The following is a 26,333-nucleotide window of genomic DNA, read 5'->3' as shown; positions in this document are numbered from 1 at the left end:
GCCGGGTCGACGGTGTTGCGGTAATCCACAATAGATAGCCGGATATCCTGAGGGAGAATCCGGCTTTCTTTTTGAGAACAACAAACGGGTGCGGGATTTCAATTTTCTGCGCCACACACGAGGGTAGACCGTGGAAGAATTTATGACAGCCCATTTTTGGGTGGCGGTGGGACAGATCATCCTGATCGACATCCTGCTGGGTGGTGACAACGCCGTGGTGATCGCGCTGGCCTGCCGGCAACTGCCGAAGAACCTGCGCACCAAGGGCATTTTGTGGGGCACCGTGGGCGCCATCATCTTGCGCGTGATCTTGATCGCGTTCGCCTTGACACTGCTGCAAGTGCCATTCCTTAAAGTGGTTGGCGCTATTTTGCTGATGTGGATTGGCGTGAAATTGCTGGTGCCTGAAGAAGATGACCATTCCAACATCCAAGGTAGCGACAAGCTGTGGGCGGCGGTCAAGACCGTGATCGTGGCTGACTTGGTGATGAGTGTGGACAACGTCATCGCCATTGCCGGTGCGGCACAAGGCGCGGGCAGTCAGCATCAGTTGCCACTGGTGATCTTCGGTTTGCTGGTGAGCATTCCCATCATCATCTGGGGTAGCCAATTGGTTTTGAAGTTGATGGACCGCTTCCCCATCATCATCACCGTGGGTGGCATGTTGCTGGGCTGGATCGCCGGCACGATGTTCTATTCCGATCCTGGCCTGGCAGGCTACCTGCCGCAATCACAAACCTGGCACTACGTCTGGGGCATAGGCGGTGCATTGCTGGTCCTGGCGATCGGCAAGTACATGCAGCGCAACAAGCCCGCCGAGGCTTGACCTAGGAGGGGCGTGAACAACGCCCGATGCGTCGGTACTAAGAGACAACAGCCGCCCTAGAGGCGGCTGTTTTTCTTAATAACGTGCAATATTTCCGCATGCCTTGTCGACACGCTTGTCGCTGACCTTGGGCTCTGTTACCTTTGTAACTTAATCGATGCATTTTGGGCGCTGATGTATACACCGCAAGGTGTTTTGGCAGCGTTCTAAGAACCGGCCCCTCTGATGCCTAGGGTTGCCGTGCCGGGTGACAGCCACAATGGACATAACGCCGTATGCGCCTATTTTTTAGGCTCAACGGTGTTCTTTTTTGGGGCTGTCTACCTGCCGCGCAAGCTCAGCAGAATTCGGACTTGCCTGTCTTTGGCCCAATTGCAGTCGAAAATCCACTGAGAGACGATGTCGCTTGGCTACTTTTGTAGCCCGAGACGTTTTTCAGTATTGTGCGGCGATGCAGGTCAGTGATGACGGAGGCCCGTGCCAGGCCAACCCGAGGCGTGGTGCAGACATATGATGTATGAGTTCAGCTCGCAAACCCATCCAGGGCTTTTGCGTGAAAACAATGAAGACGCAGCAGCGTTTGACGAAGCTTGCGGTGTGGCCGTATTGGCTGACGGTATGGGCGGCTATAACGCTGGCGAAGTGGCCAGCGACATGACCGTCCAGTCGATCAAAAGTGATCTTTGCCGTTGGATGACGGAATATGGTGATGCTGCCACGGTGAAGGCTGTTCGGCAGGCGGTGAGCGAGTCCGTGGCACTTGCCAACTCGGCTGTTTTCCATGCCTCAAATGCCAACAGCCAGTATGCGGGCATGGGCACGACCTTGGTCATGGGGGTTTTTTTGCTGGATCAGGTGGTTGTTGGGCACATCGGCGATTCGCGTTGTTATCGGCTGCGTGATCGACAATTGGTGCAGATCAGCAAGGATCACTCTTTTCTTCAAGAGCAGATTGATGCTGGACTCATCACGCCAGAGCAAGCCGCGGTCTCGTCCAACCGCAATCTGGTGACCCGTGCTTTGGGGATCGACGATGAGGTACAGCTTGAAGTGCACGAGCACCGCGTAGAAGCCGGGGATTTGTACCTCTTTTGTTCTGACGGTTTGACCGATATGGTGCCAGACTCTCCTATTGCCAAGATCCTGGAGACAGATGCCTCCCTTGAGCAAAAAGCCAAACAGTTGATAAACGCCGCCAATGCGCACGGCGGGCGCGATAATATTACGGTGTTGTTGGTGCACGCTGTCTCGGATCAGAGAAAGCGTGGCCTGATGGCCAGATTGATCGGGAACTAGTTTTACTTGGAACCAAGCTGATGGATGGACTTAGGAGCCGACCATGCCGAAACTGATCGTGTCGATCGACGGCGTTGTAATTAAAGAAGTGCAGTTAACCAAGGACCGCACTACGCTTGGCCGTCGGCCGTACAACGACGTGGTGGTCGATAATTTGGCGGTCAGTGGCGAACACGCTGTGCTCCTGATGGTGGGGTCGGATGTTTATCTGGAAGACCTGAACAGCACCAACGGCTCCTACATCAATGGCAAAGCGGCACGCAAGCAGTTGCTGCACCACAGCGACCTTCTGGAAATCGGCAAATACAAGATCAAGTTCTTGCATGAAGGCGGCGAGGCTGCGCCTGAGAAACCCACCTCCGGTTATTCACATATTTCCGGGCTCGGCCAGTTAGCGCCGGGCGCACCGCCGTTTGGCCGTCGTGCCAGCGATCACTCCGCGCCAATGCCTTTGGGCGCCGGTGTCGATGCCGGTGGCATGCCCATCAACGGGGCCATCAAGGTGTTGTCAGGCGCTGCCGCTGGACGTGAGGTGAGCTTGACCAAAGTTGTCACCACCATAGGTAAGCCGGGCGTGGCCGTGGCTGCGATCACCCGGCGGCCACACGGCTACGTGGTGGTCCATGTTGAAGGTGCCGAACAGCCGACGGTGAATGGCGCTGCCATCGGTGCCACGCCGGTAGCGCTGAAAAACGGTGATGTTCTTCAGCTTGCAGGCACGCAGATGCAATTTATCCAAGCCTGAACGACGCTGGGCGGTTATGCACAAGCGTGATGGCTATCGCTAAACGCAGCGCCATCATGGCATGGCTCAAACGCTGGCCTCGTTTTGCAACGACGCTATTACCGCTGGTTTTTGGACTACTGTACGCTGCGGGCTTGTTGCATATTGGGGTTCTACAGCAGATAGACGACGGCATTTACGATGCCAGGCTCAGAGCCACCGTGCGCAATGTCATGGACGACAGAATCGTCATTGTCGATTTTGATGACAAGAGCCTGGCGACTTTCGGCTGGCCCTGGAGCCGCAAAGTCTTGGCCGATCTGATGACGGAATTGTTGGATCGGCAGAAGATTGCTTTGGCTGGTTTCGACATGGTGTTTCTCGGGCCTGATGAGCGTTCCGGTTTATTCCAGCTTCAACGCTTGGCTCAGCATGAATTGCGCGGCCAAGCGGGTTTCAACGAAGCATTGCAGCGTTTGAAACCTTCGCTGGATCACGACGCACTGTTGACGCGTGCCATCCAGGATCGTCCCGTCGTCTTGGGCTATTACTTCACCGGCAATCACGAATCCCGCAAATCCGGGGTGTTGCCCAAGCCCGTGATACCCGCATCGTCTTTGAGCGCCGGCATGGCTCCTGGGTTGCCATTGTGGTCGGGCTTTGGTTCCAATATTTCAGAAATCGCCCAAGCGGCTCCGCTTGCGGGTTTTTTCAATTCTGTGACCGATAGGGATGGTCTCATCCGCTCCTTGCCGTTGCTCGCGCTACATGACGGCCAGTATTACGAGTCTCTTGTTTTGGCGATGTACCGGCAGATCATAGGCGCGACGGAGGTTTCTCTGGGGCTGGCGCCTGCCAGTCCGCTTTCTCCTAGTGTTGGGCGACTAGAAAACGTGCGTCTGTCGGGGCCAAGTCGGGCGGTTGCCATTCCTGTGGATGCACGGGGTGCAGCCCTTGTGCCTTTTCGCGGAAAAGGCACGGCGAATGGTGGTTCGTTTCGCTATGTGTCGGCTGCTGATGTTGTGGACAACAAGCTGCTGCCAGGCGAATTGACGGGCAAGATCGTATTGGTTGGAACGACCGCGCCTGGGCTATTGGATTTGCGGGTCACCCCACTGGGCGAAACCTTTCCGGGAGTCGAGCTTCACGCCAATTTGCTGTCTGGCTTGTTGGACGGCCACGTGGCCGTCACACCCGATTACGCCGTGGGTTATGAAGTCGTGATGATGCTGGTGTCCGGCCTGATTCTGCTGCTCTGGTTGCCACGCCTGCGCCCGAGTCAATCGATGCTGCTCTGTTCGGTCGTTTTGGCTCTGGTCGTCGGCGTCAACTTCTGGTTGTATGCTGCGCACGGCTTGGTGTTGCCATTGGCGGCCAATGTGGCCATGGTACTGGTGGCGTTTGCCTTGAGCATGAGTTACGGCTACTTTTTTGAAAGCCGTTCGCGGCATCACTTGGCGACGTTGTTCGGCACCTATGTCCCACCGGAGTTGGTGGGTGACATGGTGGGCGAGCCCCAGCAATACCGGATGCAAGCGGCGTACCACGAACTGACCGTGATGTTTTGCGACATGCGGGGTTTCACCAAGCTGTCTGAGCGCTTGGAGCCGCTGCAACTACAGGCGCTGCTGAATGATGTTTTCACGCGCTTGAGTCGAAATATCCGGGTCCACGCTGGCACCATCGATAAATACATGGGCGACTGTGTCATGGCTTTTTGGGGCGCGCCAGTGCCTTTGGCCAACCATGCCAATCTTGCGGTGACGGCTTCCCTCGACATGATGCAAATCGTGCAGGATTGGAACACCACCCAGAACTACTCGGGTTCGGTCGCCATCAGCGTCGGCATTGGCCTCAACACGGGGCCTATGTTTGTTGGTGATATGGGTTCGGACATTCGCCGTAGCTACACCGTGATTGGCGATGCCGTCAATTTGGCAGCCCGGCTGCAAGGGCTGTCTGGCATTTACGGTGTCGACATGATCGTGGGTGAAGGTACTCGCCAACAAGCCAACCAGTACGTCTGGCAAGAGCTCGATCGTGTGCGGGTCAAAGGCAAAGAGGTGGCCGTCGACATCTTTAGTGTGTTGGCCAGAGCCGATCAACTGACCGCGCGCCACGCGGCTGAGTTGACATCCTGGAATGCTTTTCTGAATGCTTACCGTCGACAAGACTGGATGGCTTGCGATACGCAATTGCTGAGCTTGCGCGCGCAAAATCCCACAAAATATCTTTACCAACTCTATGCCGAGCGTGTAGCCTCTATGCGGCTGCAGCCATTCGACCCATTTTGGGATGGGGCAACGAGTTTTGAAACCAAATAAGGGGCGCTCATGCAAGTGCGCGTGTTGGGATGTTCAGGCGCCATTGCCAAAGGTTGCCGAACCACCTCGTTCCTCCTGGATGAACAGATACTGATTGATGCGGGAACCGGCGTCGGAGACCTGACGCTGGATGAAATGGCCGCCGTGGACCATGTCTTCCTCACGCATTCACACCTCGACCACGTGGCCGCCCTGCCGCTGATGGTCGACGCCATTGCTGCACGCCGCACCCAGCCCATCACGATTTATGCCCTGAAAGGCACGATCCGCGCACTCAAGCAGCACATATTCAACAACGTGATCTGGCCCGATTTCAGCGTCATTCCCACTGCGGCCGCGCCCTTCATCCGTTTTCAAGAAATCACCTGTGGCCAGATCTTGCAGTTGAGCGGCAAGACCATTGAGGCCTTGCCCGCCGTTCATACCGTGCCTGCTGTGGGCTATGCTGCGTCAGATGGCGGGCGTTGCTGGGTGTTCACGGGTGATACAGAGCGCAATGCTGCGTTTTGGAAGCGCTTCAACCAATTGGATGCGGCCATGCTGGTTATCGAGACCGCGTTCAGCAACCGCGAAAAGGACTTGGCCAAATTGAGTCTGCATTTGTCACCGCAGGCGCTGGCGCAAGAGTTGGAGTACATGGATCACAGCCGTAAAACACCCATTTACATCACGCACACCAAGCCATCAGAGACGGATTTGATCATGGCCGAAATCGCTGCATTTGGCGGGCCACAACCGAACGACCAAACCAGCAAACACGACATCCGCTGGTTGCAAGCGGGGCAGTTGTTCGACATATAGCGGCGTTGGTGCAGTGCAGCATGGCGAAATGCTGACAAAAATGTCACCCTGGCGTATCGATTGGCCAAAAATTGGCAGTTTGACCGGCAAACCATGGTCTGAAACACCGCAATCCACCCGTTTATGCCCTGGCATGACAAATGCAGAAGCTACCGGGTCTAATTCAACTAGGAGCTCCGGCTATGAAGCGTTCCCTGCAAAAAGGTTTTACCCTGATCGAACTGATGATCGTTGTGGCGATCATCGGTATTTTGGCCGCTGTGGCTTTGCCTGCGTACCAGGATTACACGATTCGTGCAAAGGTCACGGAAGTGATCTTGGCGGCTTCTTCGCCTAAGGTTTCGATTTCTGAGGCTGCTGCAACGTTTGGTCAAATGCCAGCAGTTGCGAGCGTCTCAGTGGATTCGCAGTCCTCCAAATATGTGTCCGGAGTCGCATATAGTTTCACAAACTCGACTACCGGCACGATTACCGCTACGGCCAACGGTGCTGAGCCGAAAATTTCGGGTGGGACAATTCTCTTGACCGGCACGTTTAAAGACAATGGTCAGGTGACATGGATCTGCTCTGGTTCGATTCTCAATAAATATCGTCCAGCAAGCTGCCAAGGTAGCTAAGATCGCAATTGCGATAGTCAAAAAAGCCTCCCTCGGGGGGCTTTTTTTATGTGTCTCGGTATTTTGAGTTCTATACGTTTATTGAGTTTTGGGTGAGTTCACATTGAAAACTATCTCGCCGTTGCCCCCGCTATGGACTGGGTTATGGGCTCCTTTACTTGCTCTGGCCTGGCTGCTTCCGAATCACTACTACCCGTGGGCCACTTTTCACTCAGATGCCTGGGTGGCCGTGATGCTTGCCGTGGCGTGCGCTGCAGTATTCCTTCGTGGACAAGTGCCCGTGGCGTGGCGCCCGCTCACCATTTTGTTTTCGTTGCTAGCTCTAGTTCCTCTTATTCAGTTTTCGATGGGTTTGTTGCCTTACATGGGCCAAGCCTGGGTCAATAGTCTTTTTGTATTTGGACTGGTATTAGCGCTGCTGACAGGCGCTCAATGGGAGGCGGCATCGCCTAGCCGCGCGGCCGATGCTCTTTTCCTTGCGATTGGTATTGCCGCAATCGTTTCCGTTGGGCTGCAATTGCGTCAGTGGGTTGCTGTGATGACCGACTGGGATGACATGCAAATCTGGATGGCTGAATTCAGTCCTGGCCGTCCTTCTGCAAATCTCGGCCAGCCTAATCAATTGGCTACTCTGCTTCTTTGGGGGATGTTGGCGGCGGCATGGGGTGTGGTTCGCGGCAAAATCGGCCGGGTAGGTGCCCTGGCCATGGTGTTTTATCTTTTATTTGGATTGGCATTAACGCAGTCAAGAACGGCCATGTTGGCCGTTTTTGTGTCCACTGCTGCGGTCTGGTGTTGGCGGAAGTGGTTGCCTCGCGGCACGCCGTGGTATATCACGGTACTGTTTGGATACTTTCTGATTTGCACCTTTTCGTTGCAGTACCTGAGTGATCTGCTGCACCTAGATCATGAAATACGCTCTGCATCGTTCGGTGGCGGGTCGTCAAGGTTGCGAATTCAGGCCTATCAGATGTTTTTAGACGCGCTGGCTCAACACCCTTGGGTTGGATATGGCTGGAACCGCCTTGCTGTAGCGCACCTTGCAGTGGCTGAAAATCATCCAAGTATGCAGGGGCTATTTCAGCATTCACACAACCTATTTCTAGATCTAGCTCTTTGGAACGGAATTCCTATAGGTGGTTTGGTCGCCCTGATCTTGGTCGGCTGGATGGTGCGCCGCCTTGGGCTGGTGCGCAGCCCAGAGGAGATCGTCATGGCGCTATTTCTAGTCGTGGTGGGCCTTCACGCCATGGTTGAGTTACCGCTCCATCACGCATACTTCTTGTTGCCTACGGGGCTCGTCATGGGCATGCTCGAGCAGAAGCAACATGCACGAGTGCTTTTTCGTACGAGCCGTTGGATCGCACTCTTACTTTGGCTTTGTTGCTGTATTTTGCTGTTCAGCGTTATGCGAGATTACCTGCGGGTGGAGGAAAACTTTAGAGTGTTCCGGTTGGAAATAAACCGTGTTGGCAACCTTCCGCCGGGCCACACGCCAGATGTGTTGGTGCTCGACGACTTAGCCGATTTCATGCGCAACGCGCGGCTCGAATTTGATCCGGCTAAAGTGACCGAGGAAGAAATGCAGCATCTATACCGTGTCGTGACGAGCTTCCCCACTTCCGGCAATATGTTGCGTTATGCGCAGGTGCTCGCATTTCGACGAGGCTCGGAGGAAACACAGCTTTGGTTGCGTAAAGTTGAAAAGATGCTGCCACCCGAAATTGCTGATGGACTTAAGGCTGGCTGGGTTGCGACTGGAAAACAATATCCAGAGGCCACCTCCATTCCGTGGCCGGAGGCAAAGTTGCCATAAGTATGAGCCTCATTTCTTAATTGGACGCGGATGATGCAGCCAGTTCCGCTCAGCCTGTTTGTTATCATTGGCCTTTACACAGTCCCTTGGCTTAATCCTTTTACCTTTGGCCCTTCTCCCGCCGTCGTTCCGTGGCTGGTAGCGTTCGGGGCGACTGCCGCAATTCTGCTGCTACTTGCCCTAGGGCGCCAAAAGGCAGGGGCCGAATTCTGGCCGCGCGTAGCGGCTGGCGCTTGGCTGTTGGCGGCGGTGCTCAGCTGTCTCCTGGCGCTCGTTCAGTACTACGGGGCTGCCTCAGCATTCGCACCCTGGGTTAACTACACCAAAGAGGGCGAAGCGTTCGCCAATCTGCGCCAGCGCAATCAGTTCTCCACACTGACTAACATCGGCTTGGCCGCCTTGTTGTGGTGGACCTCGCAGCTTAAGCCTGTGGCGCGGCAGGTTAACCTACATCGTGTGTGGCTGGTGTTGGCGGTTTTGCTGGCTTTGGGCAATGCGGTTTCTTCATCCCGTACCGGCCTGGTGCAATGGGCGATGCTGGCTGTTCTTGCCGTGCTCTGGGGTGGGTGGCGCTCAGTTGCTGTGCGCCGGGTGCTCGCGGTTTACGCCGTCACCTATGTGTTGGCATTGTGGGTATTGCCGTGGTCGATAGGCCTGGAGCCATTCTCCAACGGCGCCTGGGCGCGGCTGAAGGCTGGTGACTCGTTGTGTGCCAGCCGCATGACCTTGTGGCGCAATGTGCTGTATCTGATTGAGCAGCGGCCATGGACCGGCTGGGGTTGGGGTGAGCTGGACTTTGCGCACTTCTCTACACCGTACCCAGGCCCACGGTTTTGCGACATTCTCGACAACGCGCACAACCTGCCGCTGCACTTGGCGGTGGAGCTGGGTGTACCGGTGGCGGTGGCGGTGTGTGGACTGTTGGTGCTGTTGGTATGGCGTGCGCGGCCTTGGGCCGAGAAAGACGCCACGCGCCAAATGGCTTGGGCCGTGTTGGCGCTGATAGGTCTGCACAGTCTGCTGGAGTACCCGCTGTGGTATGGCCCGTTTCAAATAGCGGTTGGTTTGAGCGTGTTGCTGCTATGCCAGAAACGGCCAGGTTTGCTGGATGTTGATTACAGGCCAAAAAGGCATTCTCTGAAGCTTCTGCAAGCGTCGGTAGCTGCACTATTGATAGCGATCTGCGCCTATGTGGGCTGGGACTATCACCGCATCAGCCAGATCTACTTGCCGCCCGAGCGGCGCGCAGAAGCTTACCGAGATGACACGCTGGTCAAGGCCAGTGCCTCGTGGCTTTTCCGCGACCAGGTGCGGTTTGCCGAGTTGACCACCACAACATTGACGCCGCAAAACGCCGAACACCAATACAGCTTGGCCACCGAGTTGCTGCACTTTTCACCCGAACCCAAGGTGGTGGAGATTCTGATCGAGAGTGCGGTGCAGTTGCAGCGCTGGGACGAAGTGCGCATACGCCTGGCGCAGTTCCATGCGGCGTTTCCCAAAGAACACGCCGACTGGGCGGCGCACCACCACTTGCCGCTTTAGGGGCTGTCAACACGATGGTTCGCGCCTGCATCCATCGCGTGAACAGTCCCTGGTTTTACTTGGCGGCATTCTCCTTGTAGCTGCCTGATTTGCCGCCATGTTTCTCCAGCACACGCGCGCCTGTCATGGTCATGCCGCGGTCTGCGGCTTTGCACATATCGTAGATGGTCAGCAGGGCCACCTGCACAGCGGTCAAGGCTTCCATTTCCACGCCCGTAGGTCCCACGGTTTCCACGGTGGCGGTGCAGGTCACGGCTGGCGCTTCTCCGGCCACAGACAGGCTGAAGTCCACGGCCACGCGGGTGATGGCCAGCGGGTGGCATAGCGGGATGAGGTCGCTGGTTTTTTTCGCGCCTTGAATGCCGGCGATGCGTGCAATGCCCAGCACGTCGCCCTTCTTGGCGCTGCCACTTTCGATCAGCGCCAATGTGGCCGCCTGCATCTCAATACGGCCTGCGGCGACGGCCACGCGGTGGGTGTGGGCCTTGGCGGCGACGTCCACCATGTGGGCTTGTCCTTGGGCGTCAAAATGGGTCAGCGTAGTCATAGGTCGGGTGTGGGCGTCTTGGTGGTCGGGGATGATAGTCTGGCCGATTAAATTCTTGGCGCAGCCTCGCGTCAAAATGAGAATATTGCGGCCGGGAAAAGCTGCGGAACTGTGGTGTGATTTTGTCCACCAATACAGATAGGCTTGTGGTCTTCGTTGCCGATGCCGGCACATGGATTTAATTTGAAAAAACACACATCAAAAAAGCCCGTCACGCTGGTGCAGAAAGCGGTGTTGGCTACTTTGCTACTAGCCAACCTCACATTTGGCGTGATACCCGGCTGGGCACAGAGTCGTCAGCAGTTGCCGACCCTGGGTGACAGTAGCGAGCTGGCCAGTGCAGCGGAACGCCGCATAGGCGAGAGCATTGCGCGGCAGATCTACCGCGACCCAGCTTATCTGGATGACGCGGTGCTCAGCGAATATATTCAAAGCCTGTGGCAGCCTTTACTCGACGCCGCACGAGCGCGTGGCGAGCTCAGCGAAGAACTGGAGCAGCGCTTCGCCTGGGAAATCATGATAGGGCGCGACCGCGAGATCAACGCCTTTGCGTTGCCCGGTGGCTACCTCGGTGTGTATTTGGGCTTGATTGGCCTGGTGTCCAGTTCGGATGAACTCGCCTCGGTGTTGGCGCATGAGCTTAGCCACGTCACCCAGCGCCACATTTCGCGGCTGATGACGCAGCAAAGCCAGCAAATGCCGTTGATGCTGGCGGCCCTGGTGCTCGGCGCTCTGGTGTTGGGCAAAAGCGCAGATGCGGGCAATGCGCTCATTGTGGGCGGACAGGCCGTGGCTACGCAGAACCAACTGAATTTTTCGCGCGACATGGAGCGTGAGGCCGATCGCGTGGGTTTTGGCGTCATGACCCAGGCAGGCTACGACCCCAAGGCATTTGTCAGCATGTTCGAGAAGTTGCAGCAGGCTTCGCGGCTGAACGACAACGGCTCGTTTCCCTATCTGCGCAGTCACCCACTTACCACCGAGCGGATCTCGGACATGCAGTCACGCCAGTTGCTGGATGCGCCCAAGAACCTGCCGCCCAAACCACCGGACTTCTATCAAGCCATGATGGCGGCGCGTGCGCGTGTGTTGTCGCGCCCCGGCCCCGATGCACTGCGCTCCTGGATTGCCGACGGCAACCTGGTCGCGACCAAAGAAAAGGAGCTGAACTACGCCAGTGCTGGCGTGTTGTATGCCGCCGCCCTGGGTGCGTTGCAGTTGCGCGAGATCGACACCGCGCGCCGTCTCGCCAGCGTGCTGCTGCAGCAGAGCGCCGCAACCCCCAAGCCCTACCGCGTGGCGAAGATGCTGGCGGCCGAGATCGAATGGGCCGCAGGCGACGTAAAGGCGGCCGCGGCCCTTGTGGATGCGGATGCACCGGGCCGCCCCGAGTTGATCATCGGTTCGCAACTGCGGATTCGCAGCGGGCAAGCGCGGCAGGCGATCACCCGGCTGCAGCCCTGGGTGTCCACCCATCCACGTGATGCGGCTGCGTGGCAATTGCTGTCCAACGCCTACGATGCCCAGGGGCAAACGCTGCGTGCGCTGCGTGCCGAAGCCGAAGTCCAGGTGGCACGGCTAGATTACTCTGGGGCGCTGGATCGCTTCAAGGCCGCGCAGGACTTCGTGCGCAAACCGCCACCGGGCAGTGGGCCGGTGGACGACATAGAGGCCTCTATCATTGACGCCCGTACCCGCGAGGTGCTGGCCAAGCTCAAGGAGCAGGCCAAGGACGAAAAAGAAATGCGGTGATGGCGGGGAAGGCGGTGGAAGGTTGGCCCCGGTGAATGGACTGGGTTAAAGGCTGGCGCTGCTGGCGTCGGTGTCGCCAGGCCCGGCTCCTTCGGCGGCACGCTCGGCATATTTATTGAAGCGCCAGGCCACACCATGCAGGGTGATGCGCCGCCAGGTGCTGCGTTTCTCGGCCGGTGTCATGCCCAGCCAATGCTGCACCTCTTCAAAAGAACGGCCGCAGCCTTTGCACATGGCGTCCCCCTGGCTGGTGGAGCAGATGGCAATACAAGGCGTATCGGGCGTGCTGTGGTACCAATCCAGCCATGCCGCGTGTGCCGCCGCCGGCATGCTAGCTTCATCGGCCTCGTCGTGGTGGTAGTAGACCATCAGCGCGTAAACCTCGGCCAGCGCACGCAGCTCGGCGCACAGCGTCACGCCATCGGGTGACGGCTGGCGTTCGCGCCAGTGGTTGATGGCGGCTTCGATGTCGGTGATGTGGATGCCGGCCATGGGGTTGATGCAGAGCATGTGCGCGAGAAGGGCACCGATCATAGCGCCGAACCCCTGGCCTTCATGCCCGCGTGCTGTGCGAAAAAGGCTTCGCTAATCCCCCAAAGAGTGGGCGGGTTTGGCGCCTGCTTTTACATTCGAAGTTTGCTATCAAAAGAAGAGCTGTTTACGCATTCAGCCAGTGTGCCCTTGCGCGAAAACGCTTTATGCGCTTCAGGGGTTGCAGGAACACTGCGGTTTGCTCGCTTTGCCGGGTGCGCCGTCGCTACGTTTGCAGAAACCCCCGTAGCAGTGGTGTAATTCGAGGCTGAAGGGGAGTAGCTCCCGCTAATGGCCTCACCTGCTGACCGCAGGCTGGCCGGCATTGATCTGCCGTCAATACGTAGTCCGCCGCAACGCCCACAGGCTTGCTGAAAGACTTCCGGTGGATCAGGCAAACGCTGAGTGCGTTTGCTGGGCAAGACCTTCGATTCACACCTGGGGCAGGTGGGGTCGGAGGCCGTCGATGTGCAAACACCGGCGCCCTGGCTCCTGGGCACCAGATTGTTTTGACTGCAATCGACGCACATTTCGGAGTTTTCATGGAATTTCTTTCGGCCCCCTGGTGGTCTGCCTTGTTGGCCATCATCTTGATCGACCTCGTGCTGGCTGGCGACAACGCCATCGTCATCGCACTGGCCGCTCGTAACCTGCCCCCGCACCTGCAACGCAAAGCCGTGATGTGGGGAACCGTGGGCGCCATTGGTGTCCGCGCCGTGATGACCGTGGGTGTGGTCTGGCTGTTGAAAGTTCCTGGTTTGATGTTGGTCGGTGGCCTTGGGCTGGTCTGGATCGCCTACAAGCTGCTCTCCGATCAACAAGGTGAAGAGCACCAAGGCCCTGTGGCCAGCACCTTCTGGGGCGCCATGAAAACCATAGTGGTCGCTGACGCACTGATGGGGGTGGACAACGTGCTGGGTGTGGCCGGTGCCGCACATGGCGCCATGGATCTGGTGGTGATCGGGTTGTTGATCAGCGTGCCAATCGTTGTGTTCGGCAGCACCGTGGTGCTGAAGCTGGTGGAGCGTTTCCCCATCATCATCCAACTGGGCTCTGCTGTGCTGGCCTTTACCGCCGCCAAGATGGTGGTGAGTGAACCCCTGCTGGTCTCGGTGTTTGGCCCCGAGAACCCCATGGGCACGGCCTATCGCTGGGTTGTGTATGTGGTGGCTGTGGCCGGTGTACTGGGCGCTGGTGCCTGGGCACAACGCCGTGCCAAGGCCGCCTCGGCCGTAACTGAAAGTGTTGGTTCCTAAGATGACACAAAACCCCGTGGTCTCGTTGCAGCCGCTTGCACCGCAAGCATCCGTCGTCATCGTTCTGGTGGACGATGCGGCCCATCTGCAGGCCGCGTGGGGGGCTGAGCCGGCACCAGCCGCCAACACCCACTGGGTGCTGGTGGCCTGCGCACCGCGCATGGCCCAGCGTCCCAGCAAATGGGGCAGTCACCGGGTGCGGGAGCATTGGCGTGCGCGCTGGTCGACCAAGCTGTTTGATGAGATTGGTGGCTGGATGCGCGCGCGTGGTCAAATCTTCACGCCAGTGTTGGCTGAAGGCCCGTTGCCCGAGTTCACCAATGCTTTGATGCAAACCCATGGCCAGGCGCAAGTGCTGGACCTGCGCCGCCCCAAAGGCGTGGGATTGGCCCCACAGCCGCTTGTGCCGGCCGTGTCCGGCATGCCGGCCAACCGCCTGTTTTCGCTGGTCGCCAGCCTCTTGGGTGTGGGGCTGTTGTTGGGCGGCATCGCCGAATAGACGGCGGGTGTAGCGCGCCAGCCCGTGGCCGCGTTATGCTGGCAGCATGAAACTAATTCTCAAATGGGTACTCAGCGCCGTGGCGCTGATGGTGGTGGCCTATGTCTACAGCGGAGTGGTCGTCGCCAGTTTTACCTCGGCGCTGATCGCTGCACTGGTGTTGGGTCTGCTCAACACCATCGTGCGCCCGGTGCTGGTGCTGCTGACGCTGCCGGTGACGTTGGTCACCCTGGGCTTGTTTCTGTTCGTGGTCAATGCCTTGATGTTCTGGAGCGCATCCGGCCTATTGAATGGCTTTCACGTGCAGAGCTTCACGGCGGCGCTGATCGGCTCGCTGATCTACTCGGTGTTGGGCATCCTGATCGACGCCGTGCTTGAGCGCTAGGCGCTTGGTCATTTCCAGCGCACACACTCGATGTGCACGGTGTTGGCGCTGCTGCTGAGCATCAAAGCGCCTTCCTGGACCGTGGCCTGCAGCTGCATGCTGCGTTCCGCCAATCCGGCCAGGGCCTGCGAGGCCTCGGTGGGAACGCGCCACACCTGCAGCTTGTCTAGCCGTGTGAGCTTGCTCTCAATTCCTTTCCACCACACCTCCGCCGAATAGGCAAACGTATACAGCAACACCTCGTCGGCCTTGTTGCAGGCCTTGGAGAGCGGTTTGTCTTCGGGTTGGCCAGCTTCTATCCAGCAACGGGTTTGGCCGGTGTAGTCGCGGATCCACACGTCGGGTTCGTCCGGATCGGACAGACCGGCGCCAAAACCCAGCGTGGCGTCACCGTTGCAAACGGTTTGCAGTTTGTGCGCGTTCAGCGCCAGTCCCAGCAAACGGATCATCATGCGTTCGTCGGTCTCGCTGGGATGGCGGGCCAAGGTCAGCGAGTGGTCAGCGTAGTAGTTGTGGTCGATGTCGGCGATTTGCAGGTTCGCCTTGAAGATGGTGGACTTGATGGCCATGAGCGGCGGAGCAATCTTGTAGAAGGTAGAAAGCGCAACACCGCGCCAGGCGCGGTGTTGCAAGATGGGCAATGCCCGGCTTAACGATTTAAGCGCGGCGGGCCAACTCGGCGGCAATGCCGATGTAGCTCGCCGGCGTCATGGCCAGCAAGCGGGTCTTTTCTTCTTCGGGAATCGCCAGCGAGCGGATCAGGCCGTGCAAGGCTTCGGCAGTGACGGTCTTGCCACGGGTGACGTCCTTGAGCTGCTCGTAGGCGCCCTGCACGCCAAAACGGCGCATCACGGTCTGAATCGGTTCGGCCAATACTTCCCACGAAGCGTCGAGGTCTGCCGCCAACGCTTCTTCGTTGAGTTCGAGTTTGTTCAGCCCCGTCATCAGCGAGGCGTAGGCCAGCGAGGCATAACCCAACGCCACACCCATGTTGCGCAACACCGTGCTGTCGGTCAGGTCACGCTGCCAGCGGCTGATGGGTAGCTTCTCGCTCAGGTGCTTCAGCAATGCGTTGGCCAAGCCGAGGTTGCCTTCGGCGTTTTCAAAGTCGATGGGGTTGACCTTGTGCGGCATGGTGCTGGAGCCAATTTCGCCGGCCTTCAGGCGCTGCTTGAAGTAGCCCAGGCTTACATAGCCCCAGACGTCGCGCGCCCAGTCGATCAGGATGGTGTTGGTACGCGCCACAGCGTCAAACAGCTCGGCCATGTAGTCGTGTGGTTCGATCTGGATGCTGTACGGCTGGAAGGTCAGGCCCAGGCCCAGCGGCTCCGGCGTTTCGATGACCTTGCGGCTGAAGGCTTCCCAGTCGAAGTCGGGCCAGGCGGACAGGTGGGCGTTGTAGTTGCCAACGGCGCCGTTCATCTTGCCCATGAGCTTGACGGCGGCGATTTGCTCACGAGCCTTCACCAGGCGCACCACCACGTTGGCGATCTCTTTACCCACCGTGGTGGGGCTGGCGGTTTGGCCGTGGGTACGGCTGAGCATAGGCACAGCAGCGTAAGTGTGGGCCATTTCGCGCAGTTTGCTGATCAGCCCGTCGATCGCGGGCAGGATCACCACTTCACGCGCACCTTTGATCTGCAGTGCGTGGCTGGTGTTGTTGATGTCTTCGCTGGTGCAGGCAAAGTGCACGAACTCGGCCGCGCTTTGCAGCTCTGGGCGGGCTTCAAACTTGGACTTGATCCAGTATTCCACGGCCTTGACGTCGTGGTTGGTGGTCTTCTCGATCTCTTTGATGGCGCGGCCATCGGCTTCGCTGAAGTTCTTCACCAGGCCCAGCAAATAGGTGCGGGCGCCCGGGCTCAGGGGCTTGAATTCTGCGAAACCTGCGTCGCTCAACGAAATGAACCAGGCCACTTCGACCTGGACGCGGCGTTGCATATAACCCAGCTCACTCATGAGCGGGCGCAGGGGGGCGAGTTTGGCGGCGTAGCGGCCGTCCAGTGGCGACAAGGCCGAAATGGTGGAGAAAGTCATAGGTGGGATTGTAGGTGCCGAGGCAGATTTGAACAGAGACGGGTCCGCAAAGGCTATCTTGGGCCGAATCGATAGAATCGCTCGGAGCTAGGGGCTGTCCCTGGATTTCCCCCTTCAATGCCACCTTATGAAACTCATCGGTTCACTCTCCAGCCCTTATGTGCGCAAAGTGCGCGTGGTCATGGCCGAAAAGAAGCTCGACTACCAGTTCGTCCAGGACGATGTGTGGTCAGGCAATACCGTCATCAGCGAATCCAACCCTTTGGGCAAGGTGCCTTGCCTGGTGATGGAAGCTGGTGAAGCCATTTTCGACTCTCGCGTGATCGTGGAGTACCTGGACACCCTTTCACCAGTGGGCAAACTCATTCCGGCACAAAGCCGTGAACGTGTGGAGGTCAAAACCTGGGAAGCCTTGGCCGATGGCCTGATGGACGCCGCCATCCTGGCGCGCTTAGAAACGACGTGGGCGGGCCGCACCGATGAACAACGCTGTCAGGCCTGGATTGAGCGGCAAATGGGCAAAGTGCAAGGCAGCTTGAAAGCCATGAGCCGCGGTTTGGGCGAAAAGCCGTTTTGCAGCGGCATACACCTGAGTCTGTCGGATATCGCGGTGGGCTGCGCGCTTGACTATCTGGTGTTCCGGTTTCCTACGCTGGCGTGGCGCAGCGACCACCCAAACCTGGCCAAGCTGCACGACAAACTGATGCTGCGTCCCAGCTTCGCCGACACCAAACCGGTTTGAGTATGGGGCCGGGGGAATAAAAGGGCTGCGAAGCGCCTCGTGGCGAACAAGAGAGGGAGGGAGGATGAGAACCGCTCCGAGGTGGCATCCTAGTCCGAGACTAGAAAGGCTTCGCTGCCATAAAACTGTTTCGCTCCGTTGCCGAAGCTGATGTGTTTTAGGACCCACTCGCCCAAGCCAAAGTTCCAGAAAATTGCGCTTCGCCGGGTAAATTAATGTGAAGCAAAACGCCCCTTTTGGAGGGGCGTTTTGCTGCGCAGGGCATTGTCTACGCAGAGCCGGATCGGCTTATTTTGTCTTCAGTTGCTGCTCAATCGTGTGCACCAGCGTTGTGTTTTCGGGCGAGACCGTGCTGCCGTACTGTGCCACCACGCGGCCATCGCGACCGAGCAGATATTTGTGGAAATTCCAGCCCGGTGCCGTGCCGGTTTGTTTTGCCAATGCCTGGAACAGCGGCGCGGCCTGTGGACCGGTGACGGCGGTTTTGCCAAACATCGGAAACTTCACGCCGAAAGTGTTTTCGCAGAAATCGGCGATTTGTGCGTTGGCCGAGGGCTCTTGTGAAAAATCGTTGGACGGAAACCCGAGCACCACGAAACCCTGGTCCTTGTACTTGGCGTAAAGGGCTTCCAGGCCTTTGTACTGCGGCGTGAAGCCGCAGAAGCTGGCGGTGTTGACGATAAGCACCACTCGGCCGCTGTATTGGCACAGGGCTTGAGGCTTTTCGTCCTGCAGGCGCGGAAAGCTGTACTGCAGCAATGCTGGGCAGGCGGGCTGTGCGTCGCCAGCCGCTGCAGCCGTGCCAGGCACCAGCAGCCCACTGGCGCAGATCAGGCTGCTGTAGGCGAGAAACCGCAAAGTGTGCAACATGGCAGCCTCCTCAGGCCAGGGCTTGAACCCGTGGTTCTCAGATCAGCGTCAGCATTTGCTCCAGCTTGATCTGTACCTTCACATCTTTGTTGGCGACATGGCCAACAATCTTGTAGCGCGGCAGGCTGGTGTCGCGGATCATCCATTCGCCTGTGGGCATGCCTTCGCGGTTGATCAGCACCGCCACCTGCGGCATGGTGGTATTCAGTCCGCGGCGGATCACGGCAGCGATTTCATTGGTCGCCAGACGCACCAAGGTGCCGGGGGTATAGATGCCCACGGCCTTGATGAGTGCGGCGCCGGCTTCGTCGACCTTTTTGTCTTCGTCGAAGTAACAGGCCTGCATGGCCATGGGCGGGGGCAGGCAGGCCCGGCCCAGGCGTGGTGATAGCCGGGCCGTGAACATGTCGGCGCGCTGGATCAGCCGTGCGATGCGCATGGCCTCGGTTTTGCTCGCCAGACCGCCGGGGCCGCGGTCATGGTGGTGGCGTACGGCCAGCAACCAGTCTTCGTCTTGTACCCCCATGGCCAACAGCATGTTGAACGAGCGCATGGCGTGTTGCTCGACCGCTTCAATTTGCGACACCGTCAGCGACTTCGATTGCTGCGCCAGTTGGTCTTGCAGCGCCGTCATGCTGATGTTCATGGTCAGCGCGGCCTTGCCCAGCGATGCGTCCAGCTTGGGCGACCAGTTCAGCACCTCGCTCGCGGCCAGGCTGCACACCACGTAGACCAGCATAGAGTGGGTGGCGCTGTAGACGCGCATCTCGGTGGAGGCCAGGTGGATCAGCGCGAATAGCGTGGCGTCGGGGTGGTAACGCACCAGGTCGTGCAGCTCGTTGTAGAGCTTGTCCAGCCGCGTCAGAAAATTTTCGCTTTCTGGATCGCGCAGCAAGGCATTCGCCTTCATCTGGAACGCGGCCCAGTCGGGCACGTCATTGCGCTCGCGCGCTTGCGCCGGTGTCAGATCGTCGGAAGCAATGTGGACGTTGACGATGTCGGTCAAGGCCTTGTCCGAGCGCACCATCTCGTGCAGCTTGCCGACATAGGCGCGATGGGTCTGTTCATTGGCGTCAACGTCCACGCACAGGGTCATGCCGCGCGACGTCCAGTAGGTGATCTCTTCGCGTTGAGAGATAACGTAGCCCTTCTGAGCCAACAGCACGCCATGTTCATTGCGCAGGGCGAATGGCAAGGGATGGCCGAGGCGGATGGTTTCGAGGTCGATGGCGATCAGATTCATAGGTATGCGAATTATCGGAGCATCGTGCAGGCCAAGGGCCCTCTGCATAAATCAACACGGGGCATGGCCGCACGGAATTGGTCGGTCTGCGTCCTTGCCTTTTGGGCCAATAGCGACGGCTATTCGCTGCAAAACGCGTCTTGCATCCCATCCCAATCCGCACGACCTGCCCTCGCGTTGACTTATGCAAAGGGTTCTTAGGCAAAATGTATAGCGCCCGACCCAATACTATCTTGTATTGGGGCTGATAGCATCTCGAAATGACCTATGAAGCCCCCGCTCCAGCTTTTTTATCCAAGATTTGTGCCCGCGAAGAGGCTGTAGCGCGCCTGGCCGCACTGCCCAAGCCCTGGGTTTTCACCAACGGTGTGTTCGACATCCTGCACCGCGGCCATGTCACTTATTTGGCCCAGGCGCGTGCGCTGGGTGGCAGTTTGATCGTGGCCCTGAACAGCGACGCCTCTGCGCGCCGCCTGGGCAAAGGGCCAGACCGGCCACTCAACAACGAAGCCGACCGGGCCATCATGATGGCTTCGCTCGAGTCGACCAGCCTGGTGACCTGGTTTGACGAAGACACGCCGCTGGAATTGATCAGCGCCCTGCACCCCGACATCCTGGTCAAGGGCGGCGACTACGACATGCAGAAACTGGCCGAAACCCGCGTGGTCGAGTCTTACGGCGGCAAAGCCCTGGCGATTTCGCTGGTCAACGGCTACTCGACCACCGCCCTGGTGAAGCGCATTCAGGCCCCCAAGGGCGGGTAAATCGCCAGGCGCCGTCACAAAACAGGGTGTTCAATCGTCTAGATCCCATGGACACCCGCACCACCCTTTTTCACCAACACCGCCCGCGCCTCATGGGCGTGGCCTACCGCATGCTCGGCTCACGCGCCGATGCCGAAGACGTGTTGCAGGACGCCTGGCTGCGCTGGAACGAGTCGGATGTGGCGCTGCTGCGCAACCCCGAGGCTTGGCTGGTGACGGTGGTCACGCGCCTTTCCATCGACCGGCTGCGCGCGGTGCGTGGTGAACGCGAGGCCTACCCCGGCCTGTGGCTTCCCGAGCCGCTGCTGGCCGAAGAAGTGCCAGCCGAAGCCAGCGCCAGCCCGGAACATTCGCTGGAAACGGCCCAAGACATCTCGCTGGCCTTCCTCACCCTGCTGGAGCGCTTGTCGCCCGAAGAGCGCGCCGCCTTCTTGCTGCGCCAGGTATTTGGCGCCGAATATGCCGAGGTTGCCGAAGCGCTGGGCAAGACTGAAGCCGCCTGCCGCCAACTGGTGAGCCGTGCCGCCGCCCAGCTCAAGGCCGAGCGCCCGCGTTTCACGGTGTCGCGTGAAACCCATTTGCAGCTGCTGCGCCGTTTTGCCGATGCCGCCAGCCAGGGTGACTTTCAGCAGATCAAGCAGTTGCTGGCCGAAGACGCCGAACTGGTGGGCGATGGCGGCGCCAAGGTCGCCAACTTCGGCAAGATCCTGCGCGGCGCGCAGCGCCTGGCGCAGCTGTACTTTGCGGTGGCCTTGCGCCATGGCAAAAGCATGCGGCTGGAAATTGCCGAGATCAACGGCCAGCCCGGCTTGCTGCGCTACATAGACGGACAGCTGGAATCGATTCAGGAGATCGAGACCGACGGCGAGCGCATCGTTGCCATCCACACCCAGCGCAACCCCGACAAGCTGGCGCAAGCGCTGATGTTTCGCGGGCGTTGAATTTCCTTTGAAAAAGTGGCTCCGGTTGTCACAAAACCGAAGCGCCTCACGTCTTACAGGTATTGGCTCAGAAATTCAAAACAGCCAATGCACTTGAAGACCTTAACTTTTTTGAATTGGAAATTTTCATGACCACCGCCGCCCGCCTCAACGCCTTCTCCCTGCTGCCCGAAGCCTACCGCGCCATGGCCGCCGTAGGACCAGCACTGGAACCCGTGTTGGGCATCATGTTGATCGAACTGGTCAACACCCGTGTCTCGCAAATCAATGCCTGCGCTTTCTGCGTCGACATGCACGTGCGCGCCTTGTTGGAGGGCGGCGAAGACCTGCAACGCATCAACAGCCTAGTGACCTGGCACGAGGTGGACTTCTACACCCCACGTGAACGCGCCGCGCTGCAGTGGGCCGAGAGCCTGACGCTGCTGACCGAAACCCACGCCCCCGATGCCGACTTTGAAGCCCTCAAGGCGCATTTCAACGACAAGGAAATCGCCGCGCTGAGCTTCTCCATCGCGCAGATGAACGCCTGGAACCGCCTGGGTGTGGGCCTGCGCTTGCCTGTGGCTAAGAAGCTGCTGAAGGCCGCAGCCTGATCAAGCAAACGGCGCCGCAGACCAAGCCGACCACCGCGCCGCCCAGGTGGCCGGCGGCGACCACGTTGATGTTCCAGTACGGGTCGAAACTCACGGGGTAGAGCCAGGCCTGTTCCGTCACCAGCTTGAGCAGCAGCGCCGCCAGCAACAGCGGCGACCAGCGCTGCGCCACCGGTGCCTGCCGTGCGTGCAGCCAGACAATGGCCACGCTGGCGTGTATCAAGCCGGAAAGGCCCACGTAGCGTGTGACCTCGGGCCAGGCCATCAGGCTGGCGGTGCTCAGCGGCCAGGCCAGAAACAGCGCCAGCGCGGCGCGTGCACCTAGCGGAATCACCAAGCCCAGCACCGCCAATGCCGCCAACGCCATCAGGTTGCCCAGCATGTGTATGGCCGACAGATGCAGCAGCGGCGCGGTCCATAAAGTCCAGGGCGTTTGCCGCCAGGTGGCCGAGAGCCACGCCAGTTGATAACCCGCGTCCAGCGCCCACACCAGCACACTGCCCAGCGCCAGCAGGCAGCACAGCGCCACCCATGGATACGGGGAGAAGCTTGGTGTATCAGGCTCGGCTGAGGCGGCAATCACGAACGTCACTATTGGTTACAAAATGGGTGGTGAGCGCATTGTGTCAGTGATGGGCGCCATGTTCCGGGCCCAACCTGCTGAATTCACCAGCGCGTCAGGGAGGCGGTGTGGTGCGCAGTCGCTCCATGGCGATGGAGGATGCAACGAACCCGAGCTTGGCGAAGAATTCCGGCGCCCCTTCGCGGCCCGCGCGCAACATCCAGGTCACCGAGGTGTTGGCGGCGATGGTGTGCTCCACCAGTTGCCGGCCAATGCCCTTTCGGCGTTGCGCTGCGGCCACCACCAGCATCGACAGGTAGCCGTTCGACAAACCATCGCTGATGCCGCGCACAAAGCCCACCACTTGTTTATCGATCACTGCCACATCGGCGACCTGTGAGGCCGCGATCAGCTGCGTGAATTGAGCCATGTTCTCTACGCGATGCGCCCAGCCGTGCGTCCGCAGCAGGTCATAAACCTGCTGCACTTGATCGGGGTGAACGCGCTGCAGTTGCATGCTGCCAGAGTGTCTTGGTTCGGCTTAGTGCGGTGTGGTGGCGGCGGGTTTTGTAGCCTCTGCCGCAGGCGGCGTGCGCCGACCAAACAGCCGCAGCACCCATTGCGAGAAGTCGTCGATGTAGGTGAACACCGCCGGCACCACCAGCAAGCTCAGCACGGTGGAGGTGATCAAGCCGCCAATCACCGCCACCGCCATAGGCGAACGAAAGCTCATGTCGGCCTCGCCCAGGCTCAGCGCAATCGGCAACATGCCGGCGCCCATGGCGAGTGTGGTCATGATGATGGGGCGGGCGCGTTTGTGGCAGGCGTCGAGCAAGGCATCCCAGCGACTCATGCCGTGTTCGCGCCGCGCCATCACGGCGTACTCCACCAGCAGAATCGAGTTCTTGGTGGCAATGCCCATCAGCATCACCAGGCCGATCAGCGACGGCATGGAGAAGCTTTTGTCGGCCATCAGCAAACCCACAAATGCGCCACCCAGCGACAAGGGCAAGGCGGCCAGAATCGTCACCGGCTGCAGGAAATCGTGGAATAGCAGCACCAGTACCAGGTAGATACACAACACGCCGGTCAGCATGGCCAGGCCGAAGCTGGCGAACAGCTCGCCCATCATTTCGGCGTCGCCCACTTCCACCAGGCGCACGCTGGCGGGCAGCTGTTGCACAGCCGCCAGTGCGTGCACGGCTTCGTTGACTTCACCCAGGCCGCGCGAGCCAAGTTCGATCTCGATGTTGACGTTGCGCGAGCGGTCGTAGCGGTTGATCACGGCCGGGCCGCCGGCCATCTCCAGTTGCACCACCTCCCCCAGACGCACCGGGCCACGGGCGCCGGGCACGGTCATGCGCTCCAGCACCGCCAGGTTTTCGCGCGCGCTGTTTTCCAGCCGCACCACGATGGGCACCTGGCGCTGCGCCAGGTTGAGCTTGGGCAGGTATTGGTCGTAGTCGCCCACGGTGGCCAGGCGCAGCGTCTCGGCAATCGCGCTGCTGGTCACACCCAGATCGGCGGCGCGTGCCAGGTCCGGGCGCGCGGTGATCTCGGGCCGTACCAGGCTGGCGCTGGAGCCCACGTTGCCAATGCCGGGAATGGTGCGAATGCCGCGCGTCACTTCACGTGCCGCATCGGCCAGGGCTTGTGGATCTTCACTGGCCAGCGCAAAAACGTATTTGTCGTTCGAGCCACCCAGGCCAACCTTCACACGCACGCCGGGAATGTCTTCCAGCGCGGCGCGCAGGCTTTGTTCTATCTTCTGCTTGGGCGGGCGCTCGCCACGTTTGGCCAGTTGCAGCGTGAGTGTGGCCTTGCGCGGGTCGCTGGCGGCATTGCCGGCAAACGGGTCGGCACCGGCCGCACCACCGCCAATGGTGGTGTAGATGCTGTCGATGTGGCCCACCTTGCGCACACGTTCGGCGGCCATGGCCACCAAGCTGTGGGTGTCCGCGATGCGGCTGCCGGGCGGCAGCTCCAGCGTGACCTGGGTTTGCGCGTTGTCGTCTGGCGGGATAAAGCCCGAGGGCAGCAGCGGAATCAGCGCGATCGAGCCTATGAAAAACACCGTGGCGCCCAGCATGGTCAGAAGCCGGTGTTTCAGACACCAGGCCGAGGCGCGCATGTAGACCCCCAGCCAGCGTGGCTCTTTTTCCTGCGCCAGCATGGGCTTCATGATGTAGGCCGCCATCATCGGCGTGAGCAAACGCGCCACCACCAGCGAGGCAAACACCGCCAGCGCCGCCGTCCAGCCAAACTGCTTGAAGAAGCGGCCCGGAATGCCGCTCATGAACGCGGTGGGCAGGAACACCGCAATCAGCGTGAAGGTGGTGGCCACAACCGCCAGGCCAATTTCATCGGCGGCTTCCATCGCCGCCTGGTACGGTGATTTGCCCATGCGCAGGTGGCGCACGATGTTCTCCACCTCGACAATCGCGTCGTCCACCAAAATGCCGACCACCAGCGACAAGGCCAGCAGCGTGATGATGTTGATGGAAAAACCCAAGGCATACATGCCAATGAATGCCGGAATGACCGACAGCGGCAAGGCCACGGCCGAGACAATGGTGGCGCGCCAGTCGCGCAAGAAAATCCACACCACAATCACCGCCAGAATGCCGCCCTCGATCAAGAGGCGCATGGAGCTGTCGTATTCGTCCTGGGCAATCTGCACAAAGTCCACCGTGCGCGTGAGCTTGAGGTGGCTGTTCTCGGCCAGCAGTTTGTCTAGCGCCTGTTGCACACCCGCACCCACGTCCACCTCGCTGGCGCCACGGCTGCGCGATACCTCAAAACCAATCACCGGCTTGCCGTCGAGCAAAGCCGCAGAGCGTTGCTCGGCCACGGTGTCGGACACGGTGGCCACCTGGTCCAGGCGCACATGCCGGCCGTCGCTCAAGGGAATGTCCATACGCGCCAGCTCTTGCGCGGTCTGCACCGTGGCAATGGTGCGTATGGCCTGTTCGCTGTCGCCCAGGTCGGTGCGGCCGCCGGCAATGTCGAGCTGCACGGCGCGCAACTGGCGCGAGATGTCCGACACCGACACCTGCAGCGCCTGCATGCGTGCGGTGTCGAGCGCCACGCGCACTTCACGCGTCACGCCGCCCACACGGTTCACGGCCCCCACGCCGGGCACGGCCAGCAGGCGGCGCGCCAGCGTGTCGTCGACAAACCACGACAGCGCTTCGTCGTTGAACTTGTCGCTGGCAATTGCATAGGCCAGGATAGGTTGGGAGGTGAATTCGAGCTTGGCGACGATGGGGTCACGCAGGTCGGCGGGCAGGTCGGCGCGCACGCGGCTCACGGCGGAGCGCACGTCGTCCACGGCTTCCTGTACCGGCTTTTCCAACTGGAACTCGGCCGAGATGGTGGCCGTGCCATCGGTCAAGGTGCTGGTGATGTGTTTCAGCCCCTGCGTGGTGGCGATGGCGTTTTCAATCTTGCGCGCGACATCGCTTTCCAGTTGACCCGGCGCCGCGCCGGGCAGCGAGGCGGTGACCACCACCACGGGCAGGTCCATGTCGGGAAAGTTCTGCACCTTCATGGCGCGGAACGACAGCAGCCCCGCAAACGACAGCAGCACAAACAACATGGCTGCGGGGATGGGGTTCTTGATCGACCAGGCGGAAAGATTCATGGTTGGGCTTGTGGTGATC

The 26,333-nt window shown here is 59.6% G+C and carries 25 protein-coding genes; 16 read left to right on the top strand and 9 right to left on the bottom strand.

Features of this window, described 5'->3' with window-relative positions; genetic code table 11:
• Positions 1–130 precede the first annotated feature (130 nt).
• The 8 genes from ACFQ95_RS12810 to ACFQ95_RS12775 all read left to right on the top strand — a co-directional run bounded on the left by ACFQ95_RS12810 (position 131) and on the right by ACFQ95_RS12775 (position 9,949).
• Positions 131–826, top strand: coding sequence for a TerC family protein (locus tag ACFQ95_RS12810; protein WP_422831454.1), 696 nt, complete (start codon positions 131–133; stop codon positions 824–826).
• 513 nt (positions 827–1,339) lie between these two features.
• On the top strand, positions 1,340–2,122 hold the full coding sequence (locus tag ACFQ95_RS12805) for a Stp1/IreP family PP2C-type Ser/Thr phosphatase (protein ID WP_422831453.1): 783 nt from the start codon (positions 1,340–1,342) through the stop codon (positions 2,120–2,122).
• A 43-nt stretch (positions 2,123–2,165) separates the two neighbouring features.
• Complete coding sequence (locus ACFQ95_RS12800; RefSeq protein WP_422831452.1) at positions 2,166–2,867, top strand: FHA domain-containing protein; 702 nt, start codon at positions 2,166–2,168, stop codon at positions 2,865–2,867.
• Between the two features lie 29 nt (positions 2,868–2,896).
• Entirely contained in the window at positions 2,897–5,170 is a 2,274-nt protein-coding gene (locus ACFQ95_RS12795; RefSeq protein WP_422831450.1) for a CHASE2 domain-containing protein, read from the top strand.
• A 9-nt stretch (positions 5,171–5,179) separates the two neighbouring features.
• Complete coding sequence (locus ACFQ95_RS12790) at positions 5,180–5,971, top strand: 3',5'-cyclic-nucleotide phosphodiesterase (RefSeq protein WP_422831448.1); 792 nt, start codon at positions 5,180–5,182, stop codon at positions 5,969–5,971.
• A gap of 182 nt (positions 5,972–6,153) precedes the next feature.
• Complete coding sequence (locus ACFQ95_RS12785; protein ID WP_422831446.1) at positions 6,154–6,588, top strand: pilin; 435 nt, start codon at positions 6,154–6,156, stop codon at positions 6,586–6,588.
• 103 nt (positions 6,589–6,691) lie between these two features.
• Positions 6,692–8,404 (top strand): Wzy polymerase domain-containing protein, encoded by a 1,713-nt coding sequence (locus tag ACFQ95_RS12780; RefSeq protein ID WP_422831444.1) that lies wholly within the window; start codon positions 6,692–6,694, stop codon positions 8,402–8,404.
• Between the two features lie 249 nt (positions 8,405–8,653).
• A complete protein-coding gene (locus tag ACFQ95_RS12775; RefSeq protein WP_422831443.1) occupies positions 8,654–9,949 on the top strand; it encodes a PglL family O-oligosaccharyltransferase in 1,296 nt (431 codons plus the stop codon).
• A gap of 55 nt (positions 9,950–10,004) precedes the next feature.
• Here ACFQ95_RS12775 and moaC read toward each other — a convergent pair whose 3' ends face one another.
• Positions 10,005–10,496 (bottom strand): cyclic pyranopterin monophosphate synthase MoaC, encoded by a 492-nt coding sequence (gene moaC, locus ACFQ95_RS12770; protein ID WP_422831441.1) that lies wholly within the window; start codon positions 10,494–10,496, stop codon positions 10,005–10,007.
• Between the two features lie 162 nt (positions 10,497–10,658).
• Here moaC and ACFQ95_RS12765 point away from each other — a divergent pair, with 162 nt between their 5' ends.
• On the top strand, positions 10,659–12,248 hold the full coding sequence (locus ACFQ95_RS12765; protein ID WP_422831440.1) for a M48 family metalloprotease: 1,590 nt from the start codon (positions 10,659–10,661) through the stop codon (positions 12,246–12,248).
• Positions 12,249–12,293: 45 nt separating this feature from the next.
• Here the strand turns inward: ACFQ95_RS12765 and ACFQ95_RS12760 are convergent, their stop codons facing one another.
• The gene (locus ACFQ95_RS12760) at positions 12,294–12,740 is read right to left on the bottom strand and encodes a DUF3717 domain-containing protein (protein WP_422831480.1); all 447 of its coding nucleotides are present in this window, start codon (positions 12,738–12,740) and stop codon (positions 12,294–12,296) included.
• Positions 12,741–13,321: 581 nt separating this feature from the next.
• Here ACFQ95_RS12760 and ACFQ95_RS12755 point away from each other — a divergent pair.
• From ACFQ95_RS12755 to ACFQ95_RS12745, 3 genes are read left to right on the top strand one after another with little or no spacing between them, the layout of a single operon-like run.
• On the top strand, positions 13,322–14,035 hold the full coding sequence (locus ACFQ95_RS12755; protein WP_422831438.1) for a TerC family protein: 714 nt from the start codon (positions 13,322–13,324) through the stop codon (positions 14,033–14,035).
• Position 14,036: 1 nt separating this feature from the next.
• Positions 14,037–14,534, top strand: coding sequence for a hypothetical protein (locus ACFQ95_RS12750; protein ID WP_422831437.1), 498 nt, complete (start codon positions 14,037–14,039; stop codon positions 14,532–14,534).
• 46 nt (positions 14,535–14,580) lie between these two features.
• Complete coding sequence (locus ACFQ95_RS12745; RefSeq protein WP_422831436.1) at positions 14,581–14,919, top strand: phage holin family protein; 339 nt, start codon at positions 14,581–14,583, stop codon at positions 14,917–14,919.
• An 8-nt stretch (positions 14,920–14,927) separates the two neighbouring features.
• On the opposite strand, the gene ACFQ95_RS12740 is transcribed toward ACFQ95_RS12745, so the two are convergent.
• Entirely contained in the window at positions 14,928–15,488 is a 561-nt protein-coding gene (locus tag ACFQ95_RS12740) for a YaeQ family protein (RefSeq protein WP_422831478.1), read from the bottom strand.
• A gap of 88 nt (positions 15,489–15,576) precedes the next feature.
• A complete protein-coding gene (purB, locus tag ACFQ95_RS12735) occupies positions 15,577–16,956 on the bottom strand; it encodes an adenylosuccinate lyase (RefSeq protein WP_422831434.1) in 1,380 nt (459 codons plus the stop codon).
• A 127-nt stretch (positions 16,957–17,083) separates the two neighbouring features.
• On the opposite strand from purB, the gene ACFQ95_RS12730 reads away from it, so the two are divergent.
• Entirely contained in the window at positions 17,084–17,698 is a 615-nt protein-coding gene (locus ACFQ95_RS12730) for a glutathione S-transferase N-terminal domain-containing protein (RefSeq protein WP_422831432.1), read from the top strand.
• Between the two features lie 288 nt (positions 17,699–17,986).
• On the opposite strand, the gene ACFQ95_RS12725 is transcribed toward ACFQ95_RS12730, so the two are convergent.
• The gene (locus tag ACFQ95_RS12725) at positions 17,987–18,568 is read right to left on the bottom strand and encodes a glutathione peroxidase (RefSeq protein ID WP_422831430.1); all 582 of its coding nucleotides are present in this window, start codon (positions 18,566–18,568) and stop codon (positions 17,987–17,989) included.
• Between the two features lie 37 nt (positions 18,569–18,605).
• Positions 18,606–19,811, bottom strand: coding sequence for an HD-GYP domain-containing protein (locus ACFQ95_RS12720; protein WP_422831428.1), 1,206 nt, complete (start codon positions 19,809–19,811; stop codon positions 18,606–18,608).
• Between the two features lie 260 nt (positions 19,812–20,071).
• Here ACFQ95_RS12720 and rfaE2 point away from each other — a divergent pair, with 260 nt between their 5' ends.
• The 3 genes from rfaE2 to ACFQ95_RS12705 all read left to right on the top strand — a co-directional run bounded on the left by rfaE2 (position 20,072) and on the right by ACFQ95_RS12705 (position 22,109).
• Entirely contained in the window at positions 20,072–20,575 is a 504-nt protein-coding gene (rfaE2, locus tag ACFQ95_RS12715; protein ID WP_422831427.1) for a D-glycero-beta-D-manno-heptose 1-phosphate adenylyltransferase, read from the top strand.
• Positions 20,576–20,622: 47 nt separating this feature from the next.
• Positions 20,623–21,516 carry an RNA polymerase sigma-70 factor gene (locus tag ACFQ95_RS12710; protein WP_422831425.1) on the top strand — a complete coding sequence of 298 codons (894 nt, stop codon included), beginning with the start codon at positions 20,623–20,625 and terminating at the stop codon, positions 21,514–21,516.
• Between the two features lie 128 nt (positions 21,517–21,644).
• Complete coding sequence (locus tag ACFQ95_RS12705) at positions 21,645–22,109, top strand: carboxymuconolactone decarboxylase family protein (RefSeq protein WP_422831423.1); 465 nt, start codon at positions 21,645–21,647, stop codon at positions 22,107–22,109.
• On the opposite strand, the gene rrtA is transcribed toward ACFQ95_RS12705, so the two are convergent.
• From rrtA to ACFQ95_RS12690, 3 genes are all read right to left on the bottom strand, one after another.
• Positions 22,081–22,692 carry a rhombosortase gene (rrtA, locus tag ACFQ95_RS12700; RefSeq protein WP_422831421.1) on the bottom strand — a complete coding sequence of 204 codons (612 nt, stop codon included), beginning with the start codon at positions 22,690–22,692 and terminating at the stop codon, positions 22,081–22,083. The two genes, ACFQ95_RS12705 and rrtA, sit on opposite strands and share 29 nt — an antisense overlap.
• Before the next feature lie 94 nt (positions 22,693–22,786).
• Positions 22,787–23,188: a GNAT family N-acetyltransferase gene (locus tag ACFQ95_RS12695; protein ID WP_422831419.1), complete on the bottom strand. Its 402-nt coding sequence runs from the start codon at positions 23,186–23,188 to the stop codon at positions 22,787–22,789.
• Positions 23,189–23,212: 24 nt separating this feature from the next.
• Complete coding sequence (locus ACFQ95_RS12690) at positions 23,213–26,314, bottom strand: efflux RND transporter permease subunit (protein WP_422831418.1); 3,102 nt, start codon at positions 26,312–26,314, stop codon at positions 23,213–23,215.
• Positions 26,315–26,333: the final 19 nt, after the last annotated feature.

Origin of the sequence: Variovorax sp. HJSM1_2, from assembly GCF_049316285.1 — a bacterium.
Lineage (GTDB): Bacteria > Pseudomonadota > Gammaproteobacteria > Burkholderiales > Burkholderiaceae_C > Rhodoferax_B.
The sequence above is the reverse complement of the archived record's forward strand: the minus strand, read 5'-3'. Positions and strand labels throughout refer to the sequence as shown.